Source organism: Brevibacterium sp. XM4083 (genome assembly GCF_006489205.2).
Taxonomy (GTDB): domain Bacteria; phylum Actinomycetota; class Actinomycetes; order Actinomycetales; family Brevibacteriaceae; genus Brevibacterium.
The window spans coordinates 62,588-89,383 of the sequence record NZ_VFYR02000006.1 but is presented as its reverse complement, the minus strand read 5'-3'; the positions used below and the strand labels follow the sequence as shown (position 1 = coordinate 89,383).

The 26,796-nt window shown below is 68.7% G+C and carries 22 protein-coding genes; 18 read left to right on the top strand and 4 right to left on the bottom strand.

Annotated elements, in window-relative coordinates; genetic code table 11:
* Positions 1-14 precede the first annotated feature (14 nt).
* Both FJ887_RS17225 and FJ887_RS17220 read left to right on the top strand, forming a co-directional pair.
* Positions 15-1,994, top strand: coding sequence for an oxidoreductase (locus FJ887_RS17225; RefSeq protein WP_063249007.1), 1,980 nt, complete (start codon positions 15-17; stop codon positions 1,992-1,994).
* Positions 1,991-2,623, top strand: coding sequence for a TetR/AcrR family transcriptional regulator (locus tag FJ887_RS17220; RefSeq protein ID WP_009378480.1), 633 nt, complete (start codon positions 1,991-1,993; stop codon positions 2,621-2,623). Before FJ887_RS17225 ends, FJ887_RS17220 begins: the two co-directional genes overlap by 4 nt.
* A 78-nt stretch (positions 2,624-2,701) precedes the next feature.
* Here FJ887_RS17220 and FJ887_RS17215 read toward each other — a convergent pair whose 3' ends face one another.
* Positions 2,702-4,009, bottom strand: coding sequence for an ATP-binding protein (locus FJ887_RS17215; RefSeq protein ID WP_063249006.1), 1,308 nt, complete (start codon positions 4,007-4,009; stop codon positions 2,702-2,704).
* A gap of 128 nt (positions 4,010-4,137) precedes the next feature.
* On the opposite strand from FJ887_RS17215, the gene dapA reads away from it, so the two are divergent.
* Together dapA and FJ887_RS17205 are read left to right on the top strand one after the other, a co-directional pair.
* Positions 4,138-5,061 (top strand): 4-hydroxy-tetrahydrodipicolinate synthase, encoded by a 924-nt coding sequence (gene dapA / locus FJ887_RS17210; protein WP_009378486.1) that lies wholly within the window; start codon positions 4,138-4,140, stop codon positions 5,059-5,061.
* Between the two features lie 34 nt (positions 5,062-5,095).
* Positions 5,096-6,742 carry a ribonuclease J gene (locus FJ887_RS17205; protein WP_009378488.1) on the top strand — a complete coding sequence of 549 codons (1,647 nt, stop codon included), beginning with the start codon at positions 5,096-5,098 and terminating at the stop codon, positions 6,740-6,742.
* 298 nt (positions 6,743-7,040) lie between these two features.
* Here the strand turns inward: FJ887_RS17205 and FJ887_RS17200 are convergent, their stop codons facing one another.
* On the bottom strand, positions 7,041-8,846 hold the full coding sequence (locus tag FJ887_RS17200; RefSeq protein WP_140955765.1) for an L-lactate permease: 1,806 nt from the start codon (positions 8,844-8,846) through the stop codon (positions 7,041-7,043).
* A 550-nt stretch (positions 8,847-9,396) separates the two neighbouring features.
* Between FJ887_RS17200 and FJ887_RS17195 the strand changes: the two genes are divergently transcribed.
* Together FJ887_RS17195 and aceB are read left to right on the top strand one after the other, a co-directional pair.
* Positions 9,397-10,212, top strand: a complete 816-nt coding sequence (locus FJ887_RS17195) for a DUF899 family protein (RefSeq protein WP_009378495.1) — start codon at positions 9,397-9,399, stop codon at positions 10,210-10,212.
* Between the two features lie 319 nt (positions 10,213-10,531).
* Complete coding sequence (gene aceB, locus FJ887_RS17190; RefSeq protein ID WP_095376491.1) at positions 10,532-12,136, top strand: malate synthase A; 1,605 nt, start codon at positions 10,532-10,534, stop codon at positions 12,134-12,136.
* 222 nt (positions 12,137-12,358) lie between these two features.
* Here aceB and FJ887_RS17185 read toward each other — a convergent pair whose 3' ends face one another.
* Positions 12,359-13,606 carry an MFS transporter gene (locus FJ887_RS17185; protein WP_259823303.1) on the bottom strand — a complete coding sequence of 416 codons (1,248 nt, stop codon included), beginning with the start codon at positions 13,604-13,606 and terminating at the stop codon, positions 12,359-12,361.
* A 443-nt stretch (positions 13,607-14,049) separates the two neighbouring features.
* On the opposite strand from FJ887_RS17185, the gene FJ887_RS17180 reads away from it, so the two are divergent.
* The 12 genes from FJ887_RS17180 (at position 14,050) to dapF (ending at position 26,083) form a co-directional block, all read left to right on the top strand.
* Positions 14,050-14,781, top strand: a complete 732-nt coding sequence (locus tag FJ887_RS17180; RefSeq protein WP_082835024.1) for an ArsR/SmtB family transcription factor — start codon at positions 14,050-14,052, stop codon at positions 14,779-14,781.
* A gap of 330 nt (positions 14,782-15,111) precedes the next feature.
* Positions 15,112-17,856, top strand: a complete 2,745-nt coding sequence (locus tag FJ887_RS17175; RefSeq protein ID WP_140955766.1) for a DNA translocase FtsK — start codon at positions 15,112-15,114, stop codon at positions 17,854-17,856.
* A 107-nt stretch (positions 17,857-17,963) separates the two neighbouring features.
* Positions 17,964-18,698, top strand: coding sequence for a CDP-diacylglycerol--glycerol-3-phosphate 3-phosphatidyltransferase (pgsA, locus tag FJ887_RS17170; protein ID WP_131248106.1), 735 nt, complete (start codon positions 17,964-17,966; stop codon positions 18,696-18,698).
* Positions 18,688-19,194, top strand: a complete 507-nt coding sequence (locus FJ887_RS17165) for a CinA family protein (protein ID WP_063250564.1) — start codon at positions 18,688-18,690, stop codon at positions 19,192-19,194. Before pgsA ends, FJ887_RS17165 begins: the two co-directional genes overlap by 11 nt.
* Positions 19,195-19,341: 147 nt before the next feature.
* A complete protein-coding gene (locus FJ887_RS17160; protein ID WP_373270486.1) occupies positions 19,342-19,710 on the top strand; it encodes a helix-turn-helix domain-containing protein in 369 nt (122 codons plus the stop codon).
* Positions 19,710-19,937, top strand: coding sequence for a DUF3046 domain-containing protein (locus tag FJ887_RS17155; protein ID WP_063250563.1), 228 nt, complete (start codon positions 19,710-19,712; stop codon positions 19,935-19,937). The genes FJ887_RS17160 and FJ887_RS17155 overlap by 1 nt, the downstream gene beginning before the upstream one ends.
* Positions 19,938-20,160: 223 nt before the next feature.
* Positions 20,161-21,246, top strand: coding sequence for a recombinase RecA (gene recA, locus FJ887_RS17150; protein WP_009378512.1), 1,086 nt, complete (start codon positions 20,161-20,163; stop codon positions 21,244-21,246).
* Between the two features lie 4 nt (positions 21,247-21,250).
* The gene (locus FJ887_RS17145) at positions 21,251-21,991 is read left to right on the top strand and encodes a regulatory protein RecX (protein WP_095376493.1); all 741 of its coding nucleotides are present in this window, start codon (positions 21,251-21,253) and stop codon (positions 21,989-21,991) included.
* A 44-nt stretch (positions 21,992-22,035) separates the two neighbouring features.
* Positions 22,036-23,532, top strand: coding sequence for a tRNA (N6-isopentenyl adenosine(37)-C2)-methylthiotransferase MiaB (gene miaB, locus FJ887_RS17140; RefSeq protein WP_063250561.1), 1,497 nt, complete (start codon positions 22,036-22,038; stop codon positions 23,530-23,532).
* A 1-nt stretch (position 23,533) separates the two neighbouring features.
* Entirely contained in the window at positions 23,534-24,181 is a 648-nt protein-coding gene (locus FJ887_RS17135; RefSeq protein WP_095376495.1) for a hypothetical protein, read from the top strand.
* Between the two features lies 1 nt (position 24,182).
* On the top strand, positions 24,183-25,121 hold the full coding sequence (gene miaA, locus FJ887_RS17130; protein WP_140955767.1) for a tRNA (adenosine(37)-N6)-dimethylallyltransferase MiaA: 939 nt from the start codon (positions 24,183-24,185) through the stop codon (positions 25,119-25,121).
* Positions 25,118-26,083, top strand: coding sequence for a diaminopimelate epimerase (gene dapF, locus FJ887_RS17125; protein WP_140955768.1), 966 nt, complete (start codon positions 25,118-25,120; stop codon positions 26,081-26,083). The genes miaA and dapF overlap by 4 nt, the downstream gene beginning before the upstream one ends.
* Before the next feature lie 56 nt (positions 26,084-26,139).
* On the opposite strand, the gene FJ887_RS17120 is transcribed toward dapF, so the two are convergent.
* The gene (locus tag FJ887_RS17120) at positions 26,140-26,757 is read right to left on the bottom strand and encodes a class I SAM-dependent methyltransferase (protein WP_140955769.1); all 618 of its coding nucleotides are present in this window, start codon (positions 26,755-26,757) and stop codon (positions 26,140-26,142) included.
* Positions 26,758-26,796: the final 39 nt, after the last annotated feature.

Genomic DNA, 26,796 nt, shown 5'->3' with positions numbered 1-26,796 from the left:
ATCAAGGACGATCCATGTCTCACCTCTTTCCGCACCTCTTCGAGCCGATCACCCTGGGTCCTCGGACCATCCGAAACCGCATCGTCTCATCCGGTCATGACACGGTCCTCGCCGACCATGGGCAGATCGGCCCCGACCTCGTCGCCTACCACGAGGCCCGGGCACAGGGAGGCTGCGGACTCATCGTCCTCCAGGTCTCCGGCGTCCACGAGACCGCCCGCTACACCAACCACGTCCTCATGGCCACCGATGACTCCGCGATCCCCGGCTATCGCGCCGTCGCCGAGGCCGTCCACCGCCACGGCGCGACGATCTTCGCCCAGCTCTTCCACCCCGGCCGCGAGGTCATGGACGGCGACCAGGGCATGGCACCCCGTGCCGTCGCTCCGAGCGACGTCCCGGAGGAGCGGTTCAGAGTCGTCCCCGAAGCCCTGAGCACCGCCACGGTCAAGGACATCATCGCCGGGTACGCGGACTCCGCGGCGCGGATCGCCTCGAGCGGCATCGACGGCGTCGAGATCGTCGCCAGCCACGGCTACCTGCCCATCCAGTTCTTCAACCCGCGCATCAACACCCGCACCGACGACTACGGCGGAACCCCGGAGAACCGACGCCGCTTCCTCACCGAGGTCGTCGAGGGCGTCCGCGCCGCAGTCGGCGACGATGTCGTCGTCGGCCTGCGGATCTCCGGGGAGGAGAAGACCGAGGACGGCCTCGTCGCCGACGAGATCCTCGACCTCATCGGCCACCTCGATGCCCTCGACTGTCTCGACTACTACTCCGTGACCGCCGGGGACTCCTCGACCCTCCAGGGCGCCGTCCACATCGTCCCCTCGATGCAGATCGACCCGGGATACGCGACGACCCTGTCCGCACAGGTGAAGAAGGTCACCGACAGGCCGGTCATGGTCGCCGGCCGGATCAACCAGCCGCACGAGGCCGAAGCGGCGATCGCCGAAGGCCGCACCGATATGGCGATCATGACCCGGGCGATGATCTGCGACCCGGACATCGCAGAGAAGTCCGCGCGCGACGCCGTCGACGAGATCCGCGCGTGCATCGGCTGCAACCAGGCCTGCATCGGCCACTTCCAGATGGGCGTGCCCATCTCGTGCATCCAGCACCCTGAGACCGGCCGCGAGCTCACCTTCCTGCCCCGCCCGCGCGTGCGCCGGGCCGAGCGCGTCCTCGTCATCGGCGGGGGACCGGGCGGTCTCAAGGCAGCCGCCGTCGCCGCCGAAGCAGGACACGACGTCGTCGTCTGTGAAGCGAAGCCCCACCTCGGCGGGGCCGTCCTGCTCGCCCAGACCCTGCCGTACCGGGCGGAGTTCGGTGGGGCCGCGACGAACCTGACCGCCGAGGCGGCCCGCGCCGGAGCCGAGCTGCGCACGTCGACGCCGGTGACCCAGGACGTCCTCGACGATCTCGCCCCCGATCATGTCATCGTCGCCACCGGCGCCGTCGAGCGGATGCCCGCTCTCGAGATCGCCGACGACGCCCTCGTCATCGGGGCCCGCACCTACCTCACCGAGGAGCCGACCCTGCCGACCGGGCGCATCCTCGTCGCCGACTGGAAGGGCGACTGGATCGGGTTGGGAATCGCGCTGCGCCTCGCCGAGGCGGGCCGGCCCGTCACGCTCGCCACCGCCGCGAACTTCGCGGGAGCAGCGATCCAGCAGTACACGCGCACCTTGCTCGTCTCGCAGGCGATGCGGGCCGGGGTCGAGTTCCTGGCCGACGCGCGCCTGGTCGGCATCGACGAGGACACGGGCTACCTCCAGTCGACGCTGTGCGAGATCGTCCACGAGGTCGCGGGGGTGACGGCGACCCTCGTCTCCGCCGCGCCCCGTTCGTCCACCCCGGACCTCGACTTCAGGGGAGCGGACGTCACGGTCATCGGCGATGCCCTGGCCCCGCGCACCGTCGAAGAGGCCGTCTACGAAGGGCTCGTCGCCGCGACAAACCTCTCCCGCACCGAGGCGGTCGGAGCGTGAGCCCGCGACCTCAGCTCGACCCCGCCGAGGTTGCCGCGAGACGCTCGGCGATCCTCGAGGCGACGATCGACGAGATCGTCCGGCGCGGACCCGAGAACGTGCGGATGAAGGACGTCGCCGCCGGTGCCGGAGTCTCCGTCGGCACGGTCCAGTACTACTTCGCCTCCCGCGACGACCTCCTCGTCGAGGCGTTCTCCGCCCACAGCCGAGCCGTCATCGCGGCGATCGCGGACCTCTCCGGCGGATCGGGGACCGCATGGCAGCGGCTCCGGTCGACCTTCGCCGCCGTCCCGACCGTCGGGTCCCACGAGCAGCGGGCGATCGTCTGGGTCGAACTCGTCGCCGCATCCCGCCGCAGTCCCGTTCTCAAGGATTCCGTCGCCGAGGTGTTCGCCGGGTGGCGGACCCACCTCCGTGATCTCATCGCAGGGGGAATCGCCGAGGGCTCCTTCACCCCGCGCATCGGCATCGACCTCATCGTCGACACCCTCATCGCGCAGATCGACGGTTTCGATCTCGCCGTCGCGGCGGGACGGACCGACTTGCGACCCGACCGGATGAGCACGTCGCTCGAAGCGACGGCCGCGTCGCTCCTCGGCGTCGACGCCGCAGCGGCGGCTCACCGGTGACGCGGCTCACCCTGGCATCAGCGCTGCACTGACGCGGCTCGCCCCGGGCCTCAGTCCGGCACTGGCCGAGCCCCGCTGTCAGAGCCTGGCGATGGTCTGGACGTCGTCGCGGAACTCCCGGGCCGTCTCCTCGGACACGGTCGCCCTGGTCGCCCGCAGCGCGTCGAGGTAGTTCTCCGTCGTGAGCACGTCCGTGCGGGCGTCGATGGGCACCCGGTCCTTGCCGAGCGAGGCGGCCAAGGCCTCCTGCGAGGCCCGTCTGGCCGCGTACTCGATGTCGGCCGGGGTGAGCCCGCTGCTGGCATCGACGAGTGCGTCGACGTCGATGTCGCCGATGACGTGGTCGGGGATGTAGCGGGACCAGATGGCGTGCCGGGCGGTCTCGTCGGGCAGGCCGATGGGGATGACGTAGTCGAAGCGGCCATGCCGGAGGAATGCGGCGTCGAGGGCCCGGACGAAGTTCGTCGCACAGATGAGCAGCCGGCCCTCCCGGTCCCGGAACTCCGCGACCTGTTTGAGGAGCTCGTTCGTCACCCCCTGGGTCGGCGACGGCGGTTCGCCGCCGCGCTTCGAGGCGATCTCCTCGACCTCGTCGATGAAGACGACCGCATGCTCGAGCTCGCCGATCTGCTCGAACGAGGTCCGCAGACCCGCGGCCACCCCACCGGGCTCCCCGGACAGGCGGGAGGGGAAGAGCTCGACGAACGGCCAGTCGAGACGGGAGGCCACCGCCTTCGCAAACGTCGTCTTCCCGGTGCCGGGAGGACCGAAGAGCATGACCGCCCGTGGTGGGACGACACCGAAGTGATCGGCGAGGTCGGGTTCGGACAGGGGCACGACGAGACGATCCTCGAGCATGTCCTTCTCCTCCTGCATTCCGCTCACCGCATCCCACAGATGGCGGGGGAGGATGCGGCCGCCGACGCTGCGGAGCAGATCGAGCTCGCGCCGCTGCACCGGCATCTGCCGTTCGAGATAGCGCAGCTGCGAGCGGACCTGGAAGCCGTTGGACTCGAGCCCCGCGAACGCCGGGGACTCCTCAGGCACGAGGATCGAGAGCTTCCCCAGCCCCAGCGGCATGAAATGGCGTTCGAGGGCGTCAAGCAGCCCCGCCTCGGCGTGCTCACCCTGTCCGGACTCATCGGCCACCTCGGCGAGGACATGGAAGAAGACGATCCACCCCTGGGCGTGCGCGGCCCGGCCGACGGCGGCACCGACGATCTCCTCACCGCGGACGGCGACGACGGCATGGTCGTTCTGGCACGACGCGATGACCTCGGGCAGCGAATAGACGGGGGCGGCGGGGGAGGCCTGCGCCGCCTCCCAGAGGCGGACGATCCCGTCGAGGTCGTCGTCGTGGAAATCGCGGATGCGTGTGCGGCTCATCGAACTCTCCTTCGGTGCAGTCGTCACGGGGCGTGAGCACAGCCTATGTGATCTGCGTCTCAGCCGACCACCTCGGCGCGCCTGGACCGGTTCCCCGCAGGTGAGGGCGGCGGCGGTATCCTGGTTCCATGGCGATTCTCGGGGACAGTGCGGCGACCGCCGCGATCGAAGCGTTCGGCACCGTCGGCACGGCAATGGTGACTCCGTTCAACGACGACGGGACCATCGACTGGGCGGGCGTGGAGAAGGTCGCCGACCACCTCGTGAACCTCGGCAACGACATGCTCGTCGTCTCCGGCACCACGGGGGAGTCCCCGACGACGACCGACGACGAGAAGATCGAACTCCTCCGCGTCGTCCGCGGTGCCGTGGGCACCCGCGCGAAGCTCATCGCCGGCACCGGGAACAATGTCACCGCGCACACGGTTGACCTCAGTGAGCGCTCGGCAGCCGCCGGCGCGGACGGCCTCCTCGTCGTCACCCCTTACTACTCGAAGCCGACGCAGCCGGCGATCGCCGCGCACATGCGGGCGGCGGCGGACTCCACGGACCTGCCCGTCATGCTCTACGACATCCCCGGTCGCTCCGGGGTGCCGATCACGACGGAGACGCTCCTCGGACTCGCCGACCACCCGAACATCCTCGCGGTCAAGGACGCCAAGGGCGACCTCTTCGCCTCGCAGACGGTGATGGCCGAATCGTCCCTCGTCTACTACTCGGGGGAGGACGCCCTCAACCTTCCGCTACTGGCCATCGGCGCCCTCGGACTCGTCTCCGTCGCCGGACACGTGTGCTCCGACCGCTTCGCGGCGATGGTCCAGGCCGTCTACGACAACGACCTCGACACAGCGAGGCGGCTGAGCTACGAGACCGCCGGCGTCGTCGACGCCCTCATGAACCACATGCCGGGAGTGATCTCGGCGAAGGCCGCATTGCAGGCCCAGGGAATACTGACCAACCGCGGTACCCGGATGCCGCTGCTCCCAGCAGATGAGGAGCAGACGGCGTTCGTCACCGCCCAACTGACCAGGAGTGGTTACCTCAGTGAATAACGCATTGACCCAAGAGCTCGGTCCACCGCCGAAGATGGACCCGGAAGCGGTCCGCATCGTCGCCCTCGGCGGCCTCGGCGAGGTCGGGCGCAACATGACCGTGTTCGAATACCACGGCAAGATCCTCATCGTCGACGCCGGCGTCCTCTTCCCCGAGGAGGAGCAGCCCGGCGTCGACCTCATCCTCCCCGACTTCTCCTACCTCGACGACCGCCTCGACGACATCGTCGGCCTCGTCCTCACCCACGGCCACGAGGACCACATCGGAGCCGTGCCCTACCTCCTCAAGCGCAAGCCCGACATCCCGATCCTCGGCTCGAAGCTGACGATCGCGCTCATCGAGGCGAAGCTCAAGGAGCACCGGATCAAGCCGATCACCCGCGTCGTCGCGGCCGGTGACACCGACCAGCTCGGGCCCTTCGACCTCGAGTTCGTCGCCGTCAACCACTCGATCCCCGACGCGCTCGCCGTCTTCATCCGCACCGGTGCCGGCAACATCCTCCACACCGGTGACTTCAAGATGGACCAGCTCCCGCTCGACGGCCGGATCACGGACCTGCGCGCCTTCGCCCGCCTCGGCGAGGAGGGCGTCGACCTGTTCATGACGGACTCGACGAACGCCGAGGTCCCCGGCTTCACCGCGCTCGAGAAGGACATCGGCCCGGTGCTCGAGAACCTCTTCGGCCACGCCGAGCGCCGCATCATCGTCGCCTCGTTCTCCTCGCACGTCCACCGCGTGCAGCAGGTGCTCAACGCCGCGAGCGCGCACGGACGCAAGGTCGCCCTCGTCGGCCGGTCGATGGTGCGCAACATGAAGATCGCCGCCGACCTCGGCTACCTCGACGTGCCCAAGGGCGTGCTCATCGACATCAAGGACGTCGACGACCTGCCCGACGACCAGGTCGTGCTCATGTGCACCGGGTCCCAGGGCGAGCCGATGGCAGCGCTCTCCCGCATGGCCAACCGCAACCACCGCATCGAGGTCGGCGACGGCGACACCGTCATCCTCGCCTCCTCGCTCATCCCCGGCAACGAGAACTCCGTGTTCAAGGTCATCAACGGCCTCATGAAGCTCGGCGCGAAGGTGATCTCGAAGGCCGATGCGAAGGTCCACGTCTCCGGTCACGCGTCCGGCGGCGAGCTCCTCTACTGCTACAACATCGTCAAGCCCCGCGGCGTCATGCCCGTCCACGGCGAGTGGCGACACCTGCTCGCCAACGCCCGCCACGCCGAGGCGACCGGGGTCGACCCCGACAACATCGTCCTCGCTGACGACGGTTGGGTCGTCGACCTCAAGGACGGCCACGCCGAGGTGGTCGGTGCCGTCGACTGCAACTACGTCTTCGTCGACGGTTCGTCCGTCGGTGAGATCACCGAGGCGGACCTCAAGGACCGTCTCGTGCTCGCCGGTGAGGGCTTCGTGACGATCTTCCTCGCCGTGAACTCGCAGACGAAGACGCTCATCGCCGGCCCTGAGATCCATGCCCGCGGCGTCGCCGAGAACGACTCCGTCTTCGACTCGATCATCCCCAAGGTGACCAAGGCCGTCGAGGAGGCCCTCGAGTCGGGTACGACGGACCAGTACCAGCTCCAGCAGGTCGTGCGCCGCACGGTCGGGCGCTGGGTGTCCTCGAAGCTGCGGCGCAAGCCGATGATCGTCCCCATGGTCGTCATCGTCTGAGGATCTGCGCGGTCGCCCGCGGCCGGTCGCTTGTCGGCGACCGCTGGGTGCTGCTTGAGCGCGGTGAGCCGACACGCGCGTGGTGATTTCACCGCGTTAGTGTCGGTTCACCGCGCTTTTGCCGTTTCGGGCCGTGTGTGCGGCGGCATGGCGGGCGGATTGCCCGGAGTCGAGGACGCCCAGTGTCGATTCTGGACACCCGAATCGACACTGCGGGTCCTCAAGTCGCGGGGTGAGAGAGGTGCCGGCGCCCGCCGGCGTCAGGCTGAGCGCCCGCTCGCGCCCAGTGCCCACCACGTCAGGCGTTCGCGACGAGCGGCTTTCCTGCCGACTTCCGCGCGAGGACGACGAGGACGATGAGGCCGACGACGACCGCGCTGAGCACCACCGTGCCCGCATTCGCGCCCAGGCCGTTGATGCCAATGAATGCGAGAGCCCCGGCAGTGAGCGCGTAGACGAGCATGGGGATCGACGTGCGCCGGATGAGCTCGCCCTCGCGCCCGATGAGACCGACCGTCGCCGAGGCGGCCACGACGTTGTGGACGGCGACCATGTTTCCCGCCGCCCCGCCGACGGCCTGTGCGGCCACCACCGTCTCCGGCGAGGCCGCACCGATCGCGACGCCGGTGGAGAACTGGAACTGGGAGAACATGATGTTCGAGACCGTGTTCGATCCCGCCACGAATGCGCCGAGCGCCCCGATGAAGGGGGCGAGCAAGGGCCAGGCGTCGCCGACGGTGGAGGCGGCCGCCTCGGCGAGGGTGACCGGCATCGAATCGAGGCCCGCGTTGTTGTAGTCCGACCCGGAGTTGATGAACACGCGCACGAGCGGCAGGGAGCACAGCAGGGCGACGGCGGCCCCGGCGATCTGGCCACCGGCGATCCGCCACGACGACCCGATCTGCTCCTTCGTCATTCGGTGGATGAGGTAGGTCAGTCCGCACGCGAGGGCGAAGATCGCGCCGGGCGACCAGAGCAGATCCATGTTCTGGTTGATGGGGGTGCCGAAGATCCCCTCGATCTTGATCACGGCCGGCCCGTTGAGGAACTCCTTGATCGGGGGCACGTTGCGGGTGATGAGGAGGAGGGCGACGACGATGAGGTAGGGCGCCCAGGCTCGGGCCAGTGACATCTTCTTCTGCAGGTGGGCGGCCTCGTCGGCGGGGTCGACGGTGCCCATCCAGAAGGCCGGCCACATCGACCGGGGCGCGAAGTCCCAGGTCTGCTTCGGCATGAGGAAGCCCATCCGGGAGGTGGTGACGACGATGGCCAGCCCGATGAGGCCGCCGAGCAGGGAGGGGAACTCAGGGCCGAGGAACCTCGCGACGAGGAGGTAGGGCACGATCATCGCCAGAGCCGAGTAGATCGCGAACGGTGCGACGGCGAGCCCGTCGGCGAAGCGGCGCCGCTCCCCGAAGAACCCGGTCATCAGGCATGCGAGCAGCAGCGGGATGAGGATGCCGCACACCGCGTGGATGAGCGCGACCTGGACGGCGGTGTGGGCGACGAACTGCGACTGGTCGAGTCCGAGCTGGGCGGCGCGGGCGGCGACGTCAGGCGACATGCTCCCGTCCTCCTGCGCGAGGCCGGTGCCGATGCCGACGACCATCGGCGTGCCCACGGCACCGAAGCTCACCGGCGTCGACTGGATGATGAGCCCGGCGAGCACAGCGGCGATCGCGGGGAACCCGAGGGCGAGCATGAGCGGAGCGACGACGGCCGCCGGAGTGCCGAAGCCCGCGGCGCCTTCGATGAAGGAGCCGAAGAGCCATGCGACGATGATGACCTGGACCCGCCGGTCGGGGGAGATCGAGACGAATCCTGCGCGGATCGTCTCGATCGCCCCGGACCGGGTGATCGTCGCGAGCAGGAGGAGCGCGCCGAAGACGATCCACAGCAGCCCGATCGCCACGAGCAGGCCCTGGACGACGGAGGCGGCGATCGTCACCCATTCGATCTGCCACGCGAAGTTCGCGACGAGGGCTGCAGCGATGAGTCCGATCGGCATCGCGTACTTCGCCGGCCAGCGGAAGCCGATGAGGAGGACGCCTGCGAGCAGGATCGGGGTGAGCGCGAGGAGCGCGGCCACGGCAAGGTTGTCCATCGTCGTTCCGATCCGTGGCGACGCTGCCACTGGTAGGGGAGCCGCGGTGGGCACGGCCTCTGGTGTCATCTTTGCCCGGACCGATGTCCCTGGTCAAGGGTGCAGTCCGCTCGCCGAGGCGGGGTGAGGTCGATCGGTCGGGTGGCGTCATCGGTCCGCCGAGGTGGCCCGCCGCCCCCCGCCGAGGCGGCCCAGCCGTGTCCGCCGATGCGGCCCGGCCATCCCCGGCGAGGCAACTCACCCACCCGCTCCGAGGCGGCCCCCACCCCCCCCGCCGAGGCGGCCCAGCTGTGCCCGCCCGACCGTCACCGTGGCCGCCAGCCCATCCTCCCAACCGGCCTGGTCCGGACGCCAAGGTCGCCTGTGGGTCTTGAGTCGGCTCGCCAGGGCCGATAATGTCGTCAGTGTCGGGCGTCACACGATCTCCGGCGGGAGAGCTCCACCCGGAGAACTCCGGCTGGGGACCTCCACCAGGGGCGTGGGCCGCTCGCTCGCACACAGCGCACCGCTGGCAGTCGGCTGCCCGCGGCTGACGAAGGAGTCGGAGCTCATGACGTTCATCCCCAGAGAGTCAGACGAGACGATTCCCGGCCTGCCCGAGGTCGTCGACGCCGACACGTGGCGCGACGCCCGGGCCCGGCTGCTCGACCGGGAGAAGGCCCACACCGCCGAGGCGGACGCCATCGCCGCCGCCCGTCGCACCCTGCCGATGGTCGAGATCGACGGTGACGCCGAGGTCCATGGCGAGGACGGCGCCGTCGCCTTCCGCGAGCTCTTCGACGGCCGCGACGAACTCATCGTCTACAAGCACATGTGGTACGACGGCGCACCCCACCAGGGTCAGTGCGAAGGCTGCACCGCCGTGGCATGGAGCCTCCAGGACTCCGTCTACCTCAACGCCCGCGGCGTCTCCTTCGCCGTCCTCACCTCCGGGGCGTGGTCCGAGGTCCGCCCGTACGTCCACTTCATGGGATACGAGCAGCCGTGGTTCTCCGTCCGCGGTCTCGACGAACCGCTCGGTGGGGACATGGGGTCCCTGCTCAGCTTCGTTCGCCGAGGCGACCGGGTGTTCCTCACGTATTCGACGACCGGACGGGGTGTCGAACCGGTGACCGGGTTCCTCGGTCTCCTCGACATGACTCCCTTGGGTCGGCGCGAGGGGTGGGAGGACGTGCCCGAGGACTGGCCTGAGGTCCCCGACGCGGGATCGCCCGTCGGCGGACGCGGGTCGCCGGTCGGATGGTACTGGCGCACCGACGACGCGGGACGGGCCACATGGGGCCCGACATCTCGCCCGGTTCCCCAGTGGACGCGGCACGGCGCGGCGCCGGTGACCTCGCTCGGACGCGACGGCCACAGTCACTGAGAACCGCGCCGCCTCGCCCGACGCGGAGACCGGCGCCCCCGGTCCCCGACGCGGGGTGCAGGCACGCGGCCCCCCGGTGCTGGGCACCCGTCCGGGGTCCCCGACGCCGACGCCGGGAACGGGGCGACTCGGGGTGGTCCCGCCTCGGCGAGGGGGTGTGCGGACACGGCTCCGGCAGAGGTTTGACGAGACGTGGATCACGTCATAGTCTTTTCGGTGTGTGAACAATAAATTTCACGATGTGAAAGTTTCGCCGGTCAAACCCCGTTGCCAGCGATACTCGACGCACCGCAGAGGTGCTGTAGAAGGAGAACCACCGATGACTGCTCATATCGAGAACCTCGACGTTCCCGCAGGGATGGAGATCAGGGGCGAGCTGCCCGACGGGGCGGAGAAGGTGCTCACCCCGCAGGCGCTCGAGCTCATCGCCGAGCTGCACCGGAAATTCAACGGGGACCGCCTCGAGCGTCTCGAGGCCCGACGGGTGCGCCAGCAGGAGATCGCGAACGGCGCCGACCTCGACTTCCTTCCCGAGACCAAGGAGATCCGCGAGGACGAGACCTGGCAGGTCGCCCCGCCTGCGCCCGGCCTCGAGGACCGTCGCGTCGAGGTCACCGGCCCGACGTACAAGAAGATGACGATCAACGCGCTCAACTCGGGCGCGAAGGTGTGGCTGGCCGACCAGGAGGACGCGAACACCCCGCAGTGGGACTCGGTCATCGGCGGTCAGATCAACCTCCTCGACGCCCTCACCCGCGAGATCGACTTCACCTCGCCCGAGGGCAAGGAGTACACGCTCGCCCCCGACGAGGAGCTGCCGACGATCGTCGTCCGCCCCCGCGGGTGGCACATGCCGGAGAAGCACATCCTCGTCGACGGTGAGGAGACCTCGGGGTCGCTCGTCGACTTCGCGCTCTACTTCGCCACCGCCGGGCAGCTCCAGATCGAGAAGGGCAAGGGCCCGTACTTCTACCTTGCGAAGATGGAGTCCCACCTCGAGGCGCGCCTGTGGAACCAGGTCTTCGAGCACGCTGAGGACTCCTTCGGCCTCGCCCGCGGTACGATCCGCGCGACCGTGCTCATCGAGACCTATCCGGCGGCGTTCGAGATGGAGGAGATCCTCTACGAACTCCGCGAGCACTCCGCGGGCCTCAACGCCGGCCGCTGGGACTACATCTTCTCCGTCATCAAGAACTTCCGCTCCCGCGGCTCCGACTACCTCCTGCCCGACCGTTCGGACGTGACGATGACGGTGCCCTTCATGCGCGCCTACACCGAGCTGCTCGTGCGCACGTGCCACAAGCGCGGGGCGCATGCGATCGGCGGCATGAGCGCGTTCGTCCCGGCCAAGGATCCCGAGGCCAACGAGGCGGCGTTCGCCAAGGTCCGCGAGGACAAGTCCCGTGAGGCCGGCAACGGCTTCGACGGCTCGTGGGTCGCTCACCCGGGCATGGTCGCCCTGTGCAAGGAGGTCTTCACCGAGACCCTCGGCGACAAGCCCAACCAGATCGACAACAAGCGCGAGGACGTCTCCGTCACCGCCGCCGAGCTCCTCGACGTCAAGTCCACCCCGGGTGCCATCACCGAGGCGGGGCTGCGGACGAACATCAGCGTCGGCATCCAGTACCTGCGGGCGTGGCTCGAGGGCAACGGTGCGGTCGCCATCCACGGGCTCATGGAGGATGCGGCGACCGCCGAGATCTCCCGCTCCCAGGTGTGGCAGTGGCTCGACGCAGGCGTCGAACTCGACACCGGTGAGAAGGTCACTCGGGAGCTCGTCGAGAAGCTCGTCGCCGAGGAGGTCGCGAAGCTTCCCGGTGACGAATCCGACTGGAAGGACGCCACCGACCTCTTCCTCTCCGTGGCCGTCGCCCCCGACTACGTCGACTTCCTCACCCTGCCCGCGTACGCGAAGATGGCCTGAGGTCCGAGGCCTGAGGCCTGAGGCGCGGGCGTCGTCCGGCGATCAGGCGGCACCGACGCGGTGATCCGACACTCCGCAACCACCGACGCGGTGATCCGACAAAAACGCGGTTAGCAGACCGCGTTTTTGCCGGATCACCGCGTTGTTGTTTCTGGTCGGTTGTGTCACCGCGTTGTTGTCGATGTGGTCCAGTGGTGTTCCCTCGCCGAGGCGGGGCCGGGGTCACGATGTCGTCGTGGAGTCGGCGAGGGCGTCGAGTTCGCGGGGGAGCGTGCGCATCCCGACCAGCGGGGAGATGAGCACCGGCAGGGCGGAGAGCACGGCGAGGCCCGCGAAGATCCACAGTGTGGCAACGATGCCGATCCCCTGCGCGATGGTCCCGCCGAGGAACGCGCCCACGGGCATCGGACCCCACACGAGGAAGCGGATCGAGGCGTTCATCCGCCCGAGCAGCGGCTTCGGGCACAGCCGCTGGCGGAAGCTCACCTGCGTGACGTTGTAGACGACGACGCAGCATGAGAGGACGAGCCACCCGATGAGCAGCGTCGGCAGCGACGGGAGGACGGAGGCGAGGGGGACGGCGAGTGAGGTGAGGCCGGACAGCGTCGCCGAGACCGCGATCGAGCGGCCCTCGCCGATAACCTTCTGCACCCACGACGAACTCAGTGCCCCGACGATGCCGCCGACGGCACCAAGGGACATGACGAGTCCGAGTTGGAACTGGTTGAGGTCGAGGGTGCGCAGCGCGTAGAGGACGAGGAGTGCGAAGATCGCCGAGGAGGCGAAGTTCGACAGGCCCGTGCATGCGACGATCCGGCGCAGCAGCGGGTGTCCGAAGACGAAGGCGAGGCCCTCGCGGATGTCGGCGACGAGCGTCGGTCTGCTGTCGGGCTGTGGCGTGTCTTCGCGGTGGCGGATGCGGCTGACGAAGAGGCTCGAGAGTCCCATGCACACGCTCGTCACCGCGATCGTCAGTGGTCCGCCGATGAGGCCGACAAGTCCTGACGCCGTCGAGGGGCCGACGACGAGGGCGGTCTGCTGGCTCGCCTGAAGTTTGCCGTTGCCGTCGCCGATCTGGTCGCCCGCGACGATCTCGGGCAGATAGGACTGGTTCGCGACGTCGAAGAAGACGGTGACGACGCCGACGCATGCTGCGACGATGCAGAGCTGGACCATGGTGAGCAGGTCGAGCGCCCACGCGAGCGGGATCGTGAGGAGGAACGCGGCGCGGAGCAGATCGCCTGCGACGATGACCTGCTGCTTGCGCATCCGGTCGACCCAAGCGCCGGCCGGGAGGCTGATGAGGAGGAAGGCGGCGTTCTCGAGCGCGGCGAGGACGCCCATCTCGAACGCGTTCGCCTCGAGCAGCTGCACGGCGATGAGAGGGAGGGCGAAGAGGACGAGCTGGTTGCCGAAGACGGAGACAGTGTCGCCCATCCACAGCTGCCGGAAGTCGTGGTGGCGCCACAGAGAGCGTGGTCCGGTCGGAGAGCCAGAGCTCGACGACGAAGTCGGCAGAGCGCTGTCCGCGGGTGAGGACCTTGGCTCGGTCTGTGTCGCAGTGTCGCTCGACGGTGCTGTCGGGGGCATGCTGCTTGACGACGTGCTTGCGTTCGACGGTGAGTCCGGGGGAGTGGTGCTCGGGCACGATTCCGCCGGCTCTGACTGAGAGGCCGGTGCGGGCAGCGGTGAAGGCATCGGGGGCGGTGTCGTCGGCACCGGTGTAGTCGGCGGATCAGTAGCGTCGTCTGTGCTCATGGGCTCTTCTTCGAGTCAGCGGGAATCACAGCAGTGATTGAGTTCTCTCAATCAGTAGTCTGACACCACTGCGCTCGGCGGACAATGCCCCATTACGAAGTGATTGACTTCTCTCAACCGTTGGCTAGCGTTGACGGCATGAATGCGGAGACGCCATGAACGCGAAGCCGGCAATGCCTGGCGAGGGGCGAGAAGGCCCACCGCCAAGCACTGGCCGCGACAGCGAGCCCCTGACCCGCGGCGCCGAGCGCCCCACCCGCGACGCCGAGCGCCCCACCCGCGACGCCGAGCGCCCCACCCGCGACGCCGAGCGTGTCGCCGTGGCGATCGAGCGCCGCGACGCCACCGACGCAGAGGCAAAGGCGCTCGCCTCGAGTGTGCGGCTCCGGATCCTGCGCCTGTGCCTCAATGAGGCGCTGACCAACCGTGAGATCGCCGAGGCGACCGGGCTCAATCCTGCGACCTCCCTCCACCACGTGCGGATGCTCGCCGACACCGGGTTCCTCGCGGCCCAGGAGGTGCGCCGCGGTCGCCGCGGCGCACGGGAGATCCCGTACCTCGCGACCGGCAAGAGCTGGTTCATCGACGCCGGTGACGTGACGAACCCGATGATCGATGCGTTCTCCGCGGAGTTCTCGGCAGCTCCGTATGAGGAGCGGACGATGAGTCGGATGGCCGCGATGCTCACCGCTGAGGAGGTCGACGAGTTCCGGCAGCGACTCGAGGACCTGCTCGAGGACTTCCGCTCCCGGAACTCCGCTGCCCGCAGTGACGGCGCCGAGGCGCGCGAGTGGGCGGTCTTCGTCGCCATGCACCCGAGCGCGCGCACCAGTTCTCCCGGCGACCGCCTCGGCGGCCCCGACGACGAGCAGCCACCGACGCGGTGATCCGACACAAACGCGGTGACGCGACGCCCCTCCGAACACCGACGCGGTGATCCGACAAAAACGCGGTTAGCAGACCGCGTTTTTGTCGGATCACCGCGTCGAAGCAACACGACCCTCAAGGCGCGCCGAGACCTCCGGATTTGCAGGCCCCGCGCGCCGAATCGCCCTAGGATATGGAGCATGGCGACCAGAACGACTTCCCCCGCTTCTGGTACCGGAAAGCGCTCTGCCTCTAAGGCGGCCTCCAAGGCGAAGGGCGGTTCCGGACAAGCGGGGACCGAAGACCCCGGGACAAACGTTGTCACCGGTGCGTGGAGGGGAGTGGCCCACATGGCCGGAAACCGTGCGCGAAAGATCCTCAGTGACGAACCGGACGAGCAGTCACCGACGAAGAGGGACGGCACGGCCTTCTTCCTCGTCGGGCTCTCGATCGTCATCGCCGCCTTCGAATGGTGGAACATCCCCGGCGCGATCAGCGATGTGGTCCGCAACGTCGTCGAAGGCACCTTCGGCCGCGTCGCACTCGCCCTGCCGGTGGTCTTCCTCGCCTATGCGATCCGCCTCTTCCTCCGCGGCGACGACAACCGCGGCAACAACCGGATCCTCATCGGCATCGTCCTGCTGCTCCTCTCGGCGGCCGGACTCGCCCACATCGCCGCGGGCAACCCGAGCTTCGTCAACTCCCGCGAGGCGATGGCCAACGGCGGCGGAGCGCTCGGCTTCGTCATCTCCTCCCCGCTCGTCATCGCCACGACCGTCTACGTCGCCGTCCCCCTGCTCGTCCTCCTCGGACTCTTCTCCCTCCTCGTCGTCACCGCGACCCCGGTCCGCGCGATCCCGACCCGGCTCACCGCGCTTTACCAGCGCCTGACCGGCGGAGCCCGGCCGACCCCGAACGCCGAGGATGCCGACACCGCCGAGGCGAACTCGACCGATCTCGTGGCCGAGAACACCCATACCTCGAGCCTCAAACCGGTCATGGGCGCCAAGCGCCGCAGCCGGAAGAAGAAGACCGAGATCCCCGAGCTCGACACCCCCGTCGACGACGACCTCGCCGACAAGGCCTACGACAAGGCCTACATCCGCGAAGAGGAGGTCTCCGACGAGGAGGCCGCGACCACGGTCATCGAGACCGAACCCCAGTTCAAGCCCGGGGAGCGCCGCCCGACGAAGGCCGAACGCGAGGCCTCGGCGCTCAAGAAGGCCATCGGCATGGAGGACGCGCCGACCGTCGCGCACACCGCGAACTCCGCTGCCGCCTCGGCGCCGGTGCCGACGACAAACACCCCGGCACCGCCCCCGACCGAGCAGCTGCCCGAACGCGTCGAACAGCTCACCCTCGCCGGCGACGTCACCTACACCCTGCCGAACTCGGACTACCTCGTCCCCGGACCGCCCGCGAAGGAGCGCTCCGAGGCCAACGACCGCGTCGTCGAGGCCCTGCGCGACGTCCTCGAGCAGTTCAAGATCGACGCCCAGGTCACCGGGTTCTCCCGCGGACCCACGGTCACCCGGTACGAGGTCGAACTCGGTGCGGGCACGAAGGTCGAGAAGGTCACCGCGCTGTCGAAGAACATCGCCTACGCCGTGGCCAGCGCCGACGTCCGCATCCTCTCGCCGATCCCCGGCAAGAAGGCGATCGGCATCGAGATCCCGAACTCGGACCGCGAGAACGTCGCCCTCGGCGATGTGCTCCGCTCGAAGGCCGCACGCAAGACCGACCACCCGATGGTCATGGGCGTGGGCAAGGACGTCGAAGGCGGATTCGTCGTCGCCGACCTCTCGAAGATGCCCCACCTCCTCGTCGCCGGTGCCACCGGTGCCGGTAAGTCGAGCTTCGTCAACTCGATGATCACCTCGATCATGATGCGCGCGACCCCCGACGAGGTGCGCATGATCCTCGTCGACCCCAAGCGCGTGGAGCTGACGATCTACGAGGGCATCCCGCACCTCATCACGCCGATCATCACGAACCCGAAGAAGGCCGCCGAGGCGCTCGAATGGGTCGTGCGCGAGATGGACGCCCGCTACGACGACCTCGCGAACTTCGGCTTCAAGCACATCAAGGAGTTCAACAAGGCCGTCCGCGAGGGCCGCGTGCAGGTGCCGCCCGGGTCCGAGCGGGTCCTCCAGCCCTACCCGTACCTCCTCGTCGTCGTCGACGAGCTCGCCGACCTCATGATGGTCGCCCCCCGCGACGTCGAGGCCTCGATCCAGCGGATCACGCAGCTCGCCCGCGCCGCCGGCATCCACCTCGTGCTCGCCACCCAGCGTCCCAGCGTCGACGTCGTCACCGGCCTCATCAAGGCCAACGTGCCCTCCCGGCTCGCGTTCGCGACGTCCTCGCTCGCCGACTCCCGTGTCGTCCTCGACCAGCCCGGTGCGGAGAAGCTCATCGGTCAGGGTGACGCCCTGTTCCTGCCGATGGGTGCGGCGAAGCCGATGCGCGTCCAGGGTGCGTGGGTGAACGAATCGGAGATCGAGAAGGTCGTCGAGCACGTCAAGGGCCAGCTCACCCCGAACTACCGCGAGGACGTCGCCGTCGAGGCGCCGAAGAAGCAGATCGACGAGGAGATCGGCGACGACCTCGAACTCCTCCTCCAGGCCGCCGAACAGGTCGTCACCACCCAGTTCGGGTCGACCTCGATGCTCCAGCGCAAGCTCCGTGTCGGCTTCGCGAAGGCCGGTCGCCTCATGGACCTCATGGAGTCCCGCGGCATCGTCGGCCCCTCCGAGGGATCGAAGGCCCGCGACGTCCTCGTCCGCCCCGAGGATCTGCCGGCGACCCTGGCCGTCATCAAGGGGGAGACCCCACCCGCCGAGGCGGCAGGTCCCTCCGCGGGTGCCTCGGCTGCCGATGACTTCGCCGAGGACTTCGACGACGACTACGGTGACTCCGGCGACGAGTACGGTGCGTCCGATGACAGTCGGGGGACCGCCTCGGCGAGGGAGGACCGCTACGGCAACGGCGTCGGCCATGCCGAGGATCTGCGGGTCGGCGACATCGACCCGGAGACGGGACTCGAGGTCGTCGAGGCCTCGGGAGAGGACGCCTGGCAGCTCACCGGCCGCTGAGGCCACGGGCCGCTGTGACGCGGCCGGCATAACGATTGCGGAGTCGATCGCCCACGATGGGCGGTCGGCTCCGTCTCATTGCCAGGGGTCTCCGATAGGGTTGAGGTGTGAACGAACGAGCTGAGACCCCACCCGAGGCCGCCCCGAGCAACTGGAACCTCCCCAACGCGCTGACGGTCGTGCGGATCCTGCTCGTTCCCGTCTTCCTCGTCTTGCTTCTGGGCGATGGCGGGCAGAACATGACGACGCGGTGGTGGGCGCTCGCGGTGTTCCTGCTCGCGATGCTCACCGACAAGATCGACGGCGACCTCGCTCGCAAGTACAACCTCATCACGGACTTCGGCAAGATCGCCGACCCCATCGCCGACAAGTCGCTCATGGCAGCGGCTCTCATCGGCCTCGCCGTCGTCGGCGAGGTCCCGTGGTGGGTGCCCGTGATCATCCTCGTCCGTGAACTCGGCATCACGGTGCTGCGGTTCTTCATGATCCGCATCGCCGTCATGCCCGCCTCCCGCGGCGGCAAGATCAAGACCGTCCTCCAGACCGTGGCGATCGGCCTCCTGCTCCTGTGGAAGCCGCTCGCGTTCCTCGTGCCCGGTGTCGTCGCCGTCGTCCTCCTCGTCATCGCGTGGCTCGTCCTCGTCGCCGCGATCATCGTCACGATCGTCACCGGCGTCGACTACTGCATCCAGGCGGCGAAGCTCGCCCGCGCCGCGCATGCGGGGGAGGCAGGCGCACCTGCCGGCAATGCGGACAGCGGCGGCAACCTCGGCGAACGCAACCCTGGTGGCACTCGCGATGACGGCACTCCGGGCCAGTCACAGTCCGACGATGGCCGCTGACCTTCTCGCGACGTGCCGGGGCATCATCGCCACGTGCACGCGGCTGGGACTCTCGGTCGCCTCGGCGGAATCGCTCACCGCGGGACGCTTCATCTCCACTCTCGTCGACGTCCCCGGCGCCTCCGCGGTCGTCCGCGGGGGACTCGTCACCTATGCCACCGACCTCAAAGCGACCCTTGCCGGGGTCGATGCCGACCGTCTCGAGGAGACCGGACCCGTCGACCCGCACGTCGCCGCGGAGATGGCCGTCGGAGCCGCTCGCGCCTGCATCGCCGACATCGGGGTCTCGTGCACCGGGGTCGCCGGACCCGATCCGCAGGACGGCAAGGAGGTCGGACTCGTCTTCACGGCTGTCGCCTTCGGCTCCCGAGCAGAAGTCCTCGAGCATCACTTCACGGGGGACCGGGAGGCGATCCGGCGGGCCACGGTCGAGACCATGGTCGAGCGCCTCGGCGAGTTCACGACGAAACTCGCCTTCGGTCCCGGCGGTGAATGAGCGCGGAATAAGTTCCCTGTCTCAGCGGTTGTCTCATCAACATGACATACGCACTGAAATGCCACCGTGCCGGTTTCTCCGAAAGGACTGGCAATACCCCGATCTCACCCGCCCAGGTTGGCGCGTCCGCGCGGCCGGGCTGTAAAGTTGAATGCACGATCGCGCGAGCAAAGGGAGGGACGCACAATGTTACTGAGAGTTGAAATCGGCGACGCCCTGCGTTCCGCTCGCCGCCGTCAGGGACGGACGCTGCGCGATGTCTCCACGGGAGCCAGCGTCTCGCTCGGCTACCTCAGCGAGATCGAACGCGGACAGAAGGAAGCCTCTTCCGAACTCCTGTCGGCGATCTGCGAAGCCCTCGATCTCCCCGTCTCGGCGCTGCTCACCGAGGTCTCCGATCGCTTCGCCCTGGCAGAGGGCGTCGAGATCCCGGACACCATCCCGCAGGAGCTCTCGGACAAGATCCTCGGACACCCCGGCGGATATCCGTCTCCGCGGCTGGCAGCCAAGCCGTAATGCGCCACACCCTCTACTGGACCCTCATGAATGAGGAGTTCGGTGAGGCTCGCGCGGCCTCACTCCACACCGACCTCACCCTGAGCAGCATCGGGTCGATCACCGCCGCCGAGGCGTTCCGTCGCGGCATCGAACCCCGCGACATCTGGATCGCCGTGTGCGATTCGATGGGCGTCCCCGATTCCCGTCGCCTCGGCAAGGAGAAGCCCCGGTCGACGCCGTTCTGACCTCATCCGGGGCTGCGGCATGCCTGGTGGTTCGGACAGATCTTCGCCCGACACGCCGACATATATCGAACACCTGTTCCCATATGGGCTATGCTGGTGAGCGAATCACGGGACCTGTGACCACGAGTGGCCGACTGTCCACAGGGGAGAATCCTCCTCTGTCCTCATGTCAGTGCCGTCTTCTAGCGTTGGTCTCACAGGAAACGACACCTTAGGAGAGGTCATGGCGCGTACACCCAAGAACCTGCAGATCCCCACCGGCGGCGACAAGTCGAAGGCCCTCGACGCCGCCCTCGGACAGATCGACCGCAACTACGGCAAGGGCGCGATCATGCGCCTCGGCGAAGGAGTCCGGGAGCCGATCGAGTCGATCCCGACGGGTTCGGTCTCCCTCGACATCGCCCTGGGCATCGGCGGTCTCCCGCGCGGCCGCGTCGTCGAGATCTACGGTCCGGAGTCCTCCGGTAAGACGACCGTGGCCCTCCACGCCGTCGCGAACGCGCAGAAGGCCGGCGGCATCGCTGCGTTCATCGACGCCGAGCACGCCCTCGACCCCGAGTATGCGAAGAAGCTCGGCGTCGACACCGACCAGCTGCTCGTGTCCCAGCCCGACACCGGTGAGCAGGCGCTCGAGATCGCCGACATGCTCATCCGCTCCGGCGCCCTTGACATCATCGTCATCGACTCGGTGGCGGCGCTCGTGCCCAAGGCCGAGATCGAGGGCGAGATGGGCGACAGCCATGTCGGCCTCCAGGCCCGCCTCATGTCGCAGGCCCTGAGGAAGATCACCGGAGCACTCGCCCAGTCGAAGACCACCGCGATCTTCATCAACCAGCTCCGTGAGAAGGTCGGCGTCTTCTTCGGCTCACCCGAGACCACCTCGGGCGGCAAGGCGCTGAAGTTCTACGCCTCCGTGCGCATCGACGTCCGCCGCATCGAGACGCTCAAGGAGGGCCAGGACGCGATCGGCAACCGCACTCGGGCGAAGATCGTCAAGAACAAGGTTGCCCCGCCGTTCAAGCAGGCCGAGTTCGACATCCTCTACGGCCACGGCATCTCCCGCGAAGGCAGCCTCATCGACATGGGCGTCGACAACGGGATCATCCGCAAGTCCGGTTCGTGGTTCACCTACGACGGCGACCAGCTGGGCCAGGGCAAGGAGAACGTCCGCAACTTCCTCCGCGACAACCCCGGCCTCGCCGAGGAGATCGAGCTGAAGATCAAGCACAAGATGGGGCTGATCAAGGTCGACGAGGATCCCGCCGACGCTCCTGCCGCTGAGGAGTCCGACGACGTCGAGGTCTCGTGAGGCCATGAGCGAGGACCCGACGACGCTCACCGACCTTCGCCGGGCCCTGTCGGACCTCGAGTCTCGACAGGCCGCCGGCGGGACGGGCTTCTTCGCGCGACTCGACGCCGGTGACGCCGAGGAGACGTCGGGCACCGGTTCCGAGGGTGCGGTGGGTTCGACCGAATCCGCCGAGGCGGGGCCGGGTTCGGCACGTTCCGCTCAGGGAGTGCCCGGCGCGGGTCCCAGCGCGGGGGAGTCGGCCGGTACCGTGCCCGACGAGCCGTTCGCGGACTCTCCGGAACTCGCCGAGGCGTATGCGAAGGCGAAGAGGACCGCGCTCAACATGCTCGCGATGCGCGACCACTCGTCGACCGAGCTGCGCGAGAAGCTCCTGCGCCGCGACATCGACCCTGCGGTCGCCGACCGCCTCATCACGAAGCTCGAGCGCTCGAACCTCCTCGACGACACCCAGTTCGCCCAGCGGTTCGCCAAAGCCCAGCGGGAGAGCCGGAAGCTCTCCCGTTCGGCCCTGCGCCGACAGCTGGTGAAGAAGGGCATCGACGAGGAGACCATCGCCGTGGTCGTCGAGGAGGTCGACGGCGAGGAGGACCTCGCCCGCGAGGTCGCCGAGAAGAAGGCGCGCTCGACCCGGGGTCTCGCCCATGAGGTCCGCGAGCGTCGCATCCTCGGGATGCTCGCCCGCCGTGGCTTCTCCTCGACGATCTGCCTCAAGGTCACTCGAGAGGTCCTCGCTGAGACCTGAGCCGGAGACAGTGGCGTGCTCGACGGCGGTAGAATGGTGGGGCCATGACTGAACTCATCGACGCCCCGCACGCCACCGACGCTCACCCGCGCAGCTACGAGGTGAAGACCTACGGCTGCCAGATGAACGTCCACGACTCCGAACGCCTGTCCGGACTCCTCGACGACGCCGGATACGTTCCCGCCGATGTCGAATCCCAGGCCGACGTCGTCGTGTTCAACACGTGCGCGGTGCGCGAGAACGCCGACAACCGTCTCTACGGCAACCTCGGCCGCCTCGCCAAGGTCAAGGAGCAGCACCCCGGTCTGCAGATCGCCGTCGGCGGATGCATGGCGCAGAAGGACCGCGACACCATCGTCAAGAAGGCCCCCTGGGTCGACGTCGTCTTCGGCACCCACAACATGGGATCCCTGCCCGCGCTGCTCGAACGCGCACGCCACAACGACGAGGCCCAAGTCGAGATCCTCGAAAGCCTCGACGTCTTCCCTTCGACTCTGCCGAGCCGTCGCGAATCCCAGCACTCCGGCTGGGTCTCGATCTCCGTCGGCTGCAACAACACGTGCACGTTCTGCATCGTCCCGAGCCTGCGCGGCAAGGAGAAGGACCGCCGTCCCGGCGACATCCTCGCCGAGGTCGAAGCCCTCGTCGCCGACGGCGTCGTCGAAGTCACCCTGCTCGGCCAGAACGTCAATTCCTACGGCGCCGAATTCCGGGACAAGGGCGCGTTCGCGAAGCTCCTGCGCGCCGTCGGCAACGTCGAGGGCATCGAACGTGTCCGCTTCACCAGCCCGCACCCGGCCGCGTTCTCCGACGACGTCATCGAAGCGATGGCCGAGACCCCCACCGTCATGCCGCAGCTGCACATGCCGCTGCAATCCGGGTCCGACCGGATCCTCAAAGCCATGCGCCGCTCCTACCGGACGAGCCGGTTCATGCGCATCCTCGACTCCGTGCGCGACCGCATCCCCAACGCCGCGATCACTACCGACATCATCGTCGGCTTCCCCGGCGAGACCGAGGAGGACTTCGCAGGCACAATGGACATCGTCCGCCGGGCCCGCTTCTCCCAGGCCTTCACCTTCCAGTACTCGATCCGCCCGGGAACCCCGGCCGCGACGATGCCCGACCAGCTGCCCAAAGAGGTCGTCCAGGAGCGCTTCGAACGCCTCATCGCCCTCCAGGACGAGATCGCGTGGGAGGAGAACCGGGCCCTCATCGGCACCGAGGTCGACGTCCTCGTCACCGGTCTGCCGAGCGCCGACTCCCCGCGCCTGAGCGGTCGCGCCGCCGACAACCGCCTCGTCCACGTCGGACTTCCCGACGGCACACCGGCACCGCGACCCGGCGACTTCGTCACCGCGACCGTCACCGACGCCAAACCCTACTTCCTCCTCGCCGACACCGGGTACAGCGTGCGCCCCTCCCGCGCCGGCGACGCCTACGACCGCGCCCAGGCCGACTCGTGCGGCGCACCGAGCCCTGGCTCATCGGCCGGCGGTGCCACGGTCCTCGGCATGCCGACGATCCGCCCCCGCAGCTGAGATGGGCCGCCTCGCGCTCATCCCCTCAGCCCCCGTTCTCCTTCCCGACGTCGATCTCTCCGAGACAGAGTCCGTCGCCGAGGTGCGCGCCGGGATCCGTGCGACCCTGACCTCAGCCGACCGGTGGGCCCTGCCCGTCGACATGCTCCCGACACTCCTCGGCCTCGGCGGGTTCGGCATCGACCGCGGCATCGACACCCGCACGGGCAAACGCCTCGACGGGGCGGACTGGGTGGAGGCAGCGACCGAGCTCGACGAAGCCGAGCGCGAGCACTGCGTCACCGCCCACCCGGGACTGAGCGTCGCGTCTCTCCACGCGCATGATGCGGGCGTGACCATCGGACCGCTGGGCTCCAGTGACGACATCCTCATCCCGATCGACCTCTCCGCGGCCGCCTCGGCGGACTCACCGCTGGCACCGGTGGCCGGGGCACGCGAATTCGACACCGCCGTCGTCGACGCCGTGCGAGCCGGTGACCTCGAGCGACTGCGCGACCTCGTCGGCAAGGCCGCGGCAGTCCACGCCGACCTCGACCTCCTCGGTCGCGCGCTCGGTACGACAACGACGACCTCTCGTCACCGCACGACCATCATCGTCGACACGACCGTCCACGACGTCCGCACCCTCTGCGCCGAGATCGAGTACTGAGATGGGCGAGCACGCCGAGACCCACGAGCACCCACCCGTCATTACGGTCGTCGGAGCGACGGCGACGGGGAAGTCCGATCTCGCCCTCGACCTCGCCGCGCACCTCGGCGGGGAGATCGTCAACACGGATGCGATGCAGTTCTACCGCGGGATGGACATCGGCACGGCGAAGCTGCCGCCGGACGAACGCCGCGGAATCCCGCACCACCTCATCGACATCCTTGACGTCACTGATGAGGCGAACGTCCAGACCTTCCAAGAACAGGCGAGGGCCGCGATCACCGACATCCGCGCCCGCGGACACCGGCCCATCCTCGTCGGCGGGTCGGGTCTCTACGCTCGTGCCGCAACCGACCACCTGGACTTCCCCGGCACCGATGCGGAGGTGCGCGCCCGCCTCGAGACCGAGGTCGACGCCGACCGGTGGGCCGCCCACGCGAAGCTCGCCTCCCTCGACCCTGCGGCTGCGGAGAAGATCACCGTCAACGACGTCCGCCGCATCGTCCGGGCACTCGAAGTCATCGAGCTCACGGGGCAGCCCTTCACGGCGTCGCTGCCTGAGTACACGGCGATCGAACCGACGATCCACATCGGCCTCGCCCTCGACCGCAGCACTCTGCACGAGCGCATCGCCGCCCGCGTCGGTCTGATGTGGGACGCGGGGTGGGTCGACGAGGTCCGCACCCTCCTCGACCAGGGGCTCGCCCGCGGGAAGACCGCGTCGCGGGCGATCGGCTACGCGCAGATCCAGGACTACCTCGCAGGTGCCATCGACGCCGAGTCCGCCCGGGAATCGACGATAGTGCGCACCCGCCAGTTCGCCCGCCGCCAGGACACATGGTTCCGGCGCGATCCGCGCGTGACCTGGATCGACTCCGGAGTCGCCGAGGCGGGGGCGAAGCTCGACCGGGCCCTGGACATCGTTAGACTGGAGTCATGAATACCCCGTTCGCCGCACTCGCCGGCACCCGGTTCCACAAGGGCCACGGCACCGAGAACGACTTCGTCCTCCTCGAGGATGACGGCGGCGACCTCACCCTCCATCCCGAGACCGTCGCGCTGCTCGCCGACCGGCGCACGGGCCTCGGCGGCGACGGCGTCATCCGCATCGTCCGCTCCGCCGACAGCGGCATCCCCGGCGCCGACGAGCAGGCCGCTGCCGGCGCCGAATGGTTCATGGACTACTACAACCACGACGGCAGCCTCTCCGAGATGTGCGGCAACGGGGTGCGCGTCTTCGCCCATGCCCTGCTCGAGACCAGCCGGGTCCCCGCCGACAGCGAGGAGATCAAAGTCGGCACCCGGGACGGCGTCAAGACCGTGCGCATCACCCTCAACCCGGCCCTCGGCGAGACCGAGCCGTCGACGGCGTCGGCCCCCGGAGGCCCCGAGGACGCGTGGTACACCGTCGACATGGGCCGTTGGTCGATCGATGAGACCGCCGAGACCCTCGTCACCACCGACGGCATCGACGTCCCCCGACCTGGGCTCTCCGTCGAGACGGGGAATCCGCACACCGTCGTCGCCCTCGCCGAGGCGGCCGAACTTTCCGCAGCCGACCTCCGTGACGCTCCCGTCCTCGACCCCGTGCCCCCGCAAGGGTCGAACGTCGAGTTCATCGTCATGGAACCGGCCCGCAGCGACCTCGCCGGAGGCGAAGGCGCTCTGCGCATGCGGGTGTCCGAACGCGGAGTCGGCGAGACCCGATCCTGCGGCACCGGGGCGTGCGCGGCGGCCATCGCCGCCCACCATTGGGCGGGACCGACCTCACCGTTGCAGTGGCGTGTCGACGTCCCCGGGGGACGCCTGCGCATCGGCATCACCCCTGATGAGGGCGGTGACCAGGGAACCGTCACCCTCGCGGGTCCGGCCGTGCTCGTGGCCACGGGCACGATCGACTGAGCGACCGCCTCGGCGGGGGATGACCTGCTGGAACAGCCCGTGTCGGCGGGGGAAGCTCAGGCGTCCCTGTGGATCGTGAGGATCCGGAAGCCCTTCGACGAGGCGGTGCGCTCGGCGGTGAACCCCTCGCCGAGAATCCCGCGGATCCAGGTCAGCAGCGAATCGGCGCCGAGGTTCTTCGACACGACGAGGTCGGCGCGCCCGCCCGAGGCCAGGCGCGGCAGCCACGTCTCGAGGAGCTCGTGGAGGACGTCCTTGCCGACGCGGATCGGCGGATTCGACCGGATCGTCGTGAACTGCACATCCGCGGGCACCTCGTCGGCGGTGACGGTGCGGATCGAGTCGATCCCCAGCCGGGCCGCATTCGCCGCGGTCGACTCGAGCGACCGGGAGTTGACGTCGAGGGCCCACACCCGCAGATCCACCTCGGCGTCGGAGGCCTGGAGCGCGGAATGGAGGGCGATGGGACCCCAACCGCACCCGAGATCGAGGAGGTCGCCGGGTTCGGGATCGGGAAGATGCTTGAGCAGCACCGCCGTGCCGGGGTCGAGACGGGTGGGGGAGAAGGTCCCGCTCATCGTCTCCAGGGCCACGGTGCGACCGGCGAGATCGAGGGTGATCTCGCGGCGTTTGGCCTGGCTCGAGGGGCTCTCGGTGAAATAGTGGTCCGACACCGTCTCAGTCTAAACGGCTGTGGGAGAATAGATGGACGC

Excerpts from the sequence above, each read along its gene's own strand:
- FJ887_RS17175 (WP_140955766.1), top strand. The coding sequence starts at position 15,112 with ATGGCCGGAAACCGTGCGCGAAAGATCCTCAGTGACGAACCGGACGAG.
- miaA (WP_140955767.1), top strand. The coding sequence starts at position 24,183 with ATGGGCGAGCACGCCGAGACCCACGAGCACCCACCCGTCATTACGGTC.
- recA (WP_009378512.1), top strand. The coding sequence starts at position 20,161 with ATGGCGCGTACACCCAAGAACCTGCAGATCCCCACCGGCGGCGACAAG.
- dapF (WP_140955768.1), top strand. The coding sequence starts at position 25,118 with ATGAATACCCCGTTCGCCGCACTCGCCGGCACCCGGTTCCACAAGGGC.
- FJ887_RS17145 (WP_095376493.1), top strand. The coding sequence starts at position 21,251 with ATGAGCGAGGACCCGACGACGCTCACCGACCTTCGCCGGGCCCTGTCG.
- FJ887_RS17200 (WP_140955765.1), bottom strand. The coding sequence starts at position 8,846 with ATGGACAACCTTGCCGTGGCCGCGCTCCTCGCGCTCACCCCGATCCTG.
- FJ887_RS17225 (WP_063249007.1), top strand. The coding sequence starts at position 15 with ATGTCTCACCTCTTTCCGCACCTCTTCGAGCCGATCACCCTGGGTCCT.
- FJ887_RS17135 (WP_095376495.1), top strand. The coding sequence starts at position 23,534 with ATGGGCCGCCTCGCGCTCATCCCCTCAGCCCCCGTTCTCCTTCCCGAC.
- dapA (WP_009378486.1), top strand. The coding sequence starts at position 4,138 with ATGGCGATTCTCGGGGACAGTGCGGCGACCGCCGCGATCGAAGCGTTC.
- FJ887_RS17180 (WP_082835024.1), top strand. The coding sequence starts at position 14,050 with ATGAACGCGAAGCCGGCAATGCCTGGCGAGGGGCGAGAAGGCCCACCG.
- FJ887_RS17195 (WP_009378495.1), top strand. The coding sequence starts at position 9,397 with ATGACGTTCATCCCCAGAGAGTCAGACGAGACGATTCCCGGCCTGCCC.
- miaB (WP_063250561.1), top strand. The coding sequence starts at position 22,036 with ATGACTGAACTCATCGACGCCCCGCACGCCACCGACGCTCACCCGCGC.
- FJ887_RS17165 (WP_063250564.1), top strand. The coding sequence starts at position 18,688 with ATGGCCGCTGACCTTCTCGCGACGTGCCGGGGCATCATCGCCACGTGC.
- FJ887_RS17205 (WP_009378488.1), top strand. The coding sequence starts at position 5,096 with ATGGACCCGGAAGCGGTCCGCATCGTCGCCCTCGGCGGCCTCGGCGAG.
- FJ887_RS17215 (WP_063249006.1), bottom strand. The coding sequence starts at position 4,009 with ATGAGCCGCACACGCATCCGCGATTTCCACGACGACGACCTCGACGGG.
- aceB (WP_095376491.1), top strand. The coding sequence starts at position 10,532 with ATGACTGCTCATATCGAGAACCTCGACGTTCCCGCAGGGATGGAGATC.
- FJ887_RS17155 (WP_063250563.1), top strand. The coding sequence starts at position 19,710 with ATGCGCCACACCCTCTACTGGACCCTCATGAATGAGGAGTTCGGTGAG.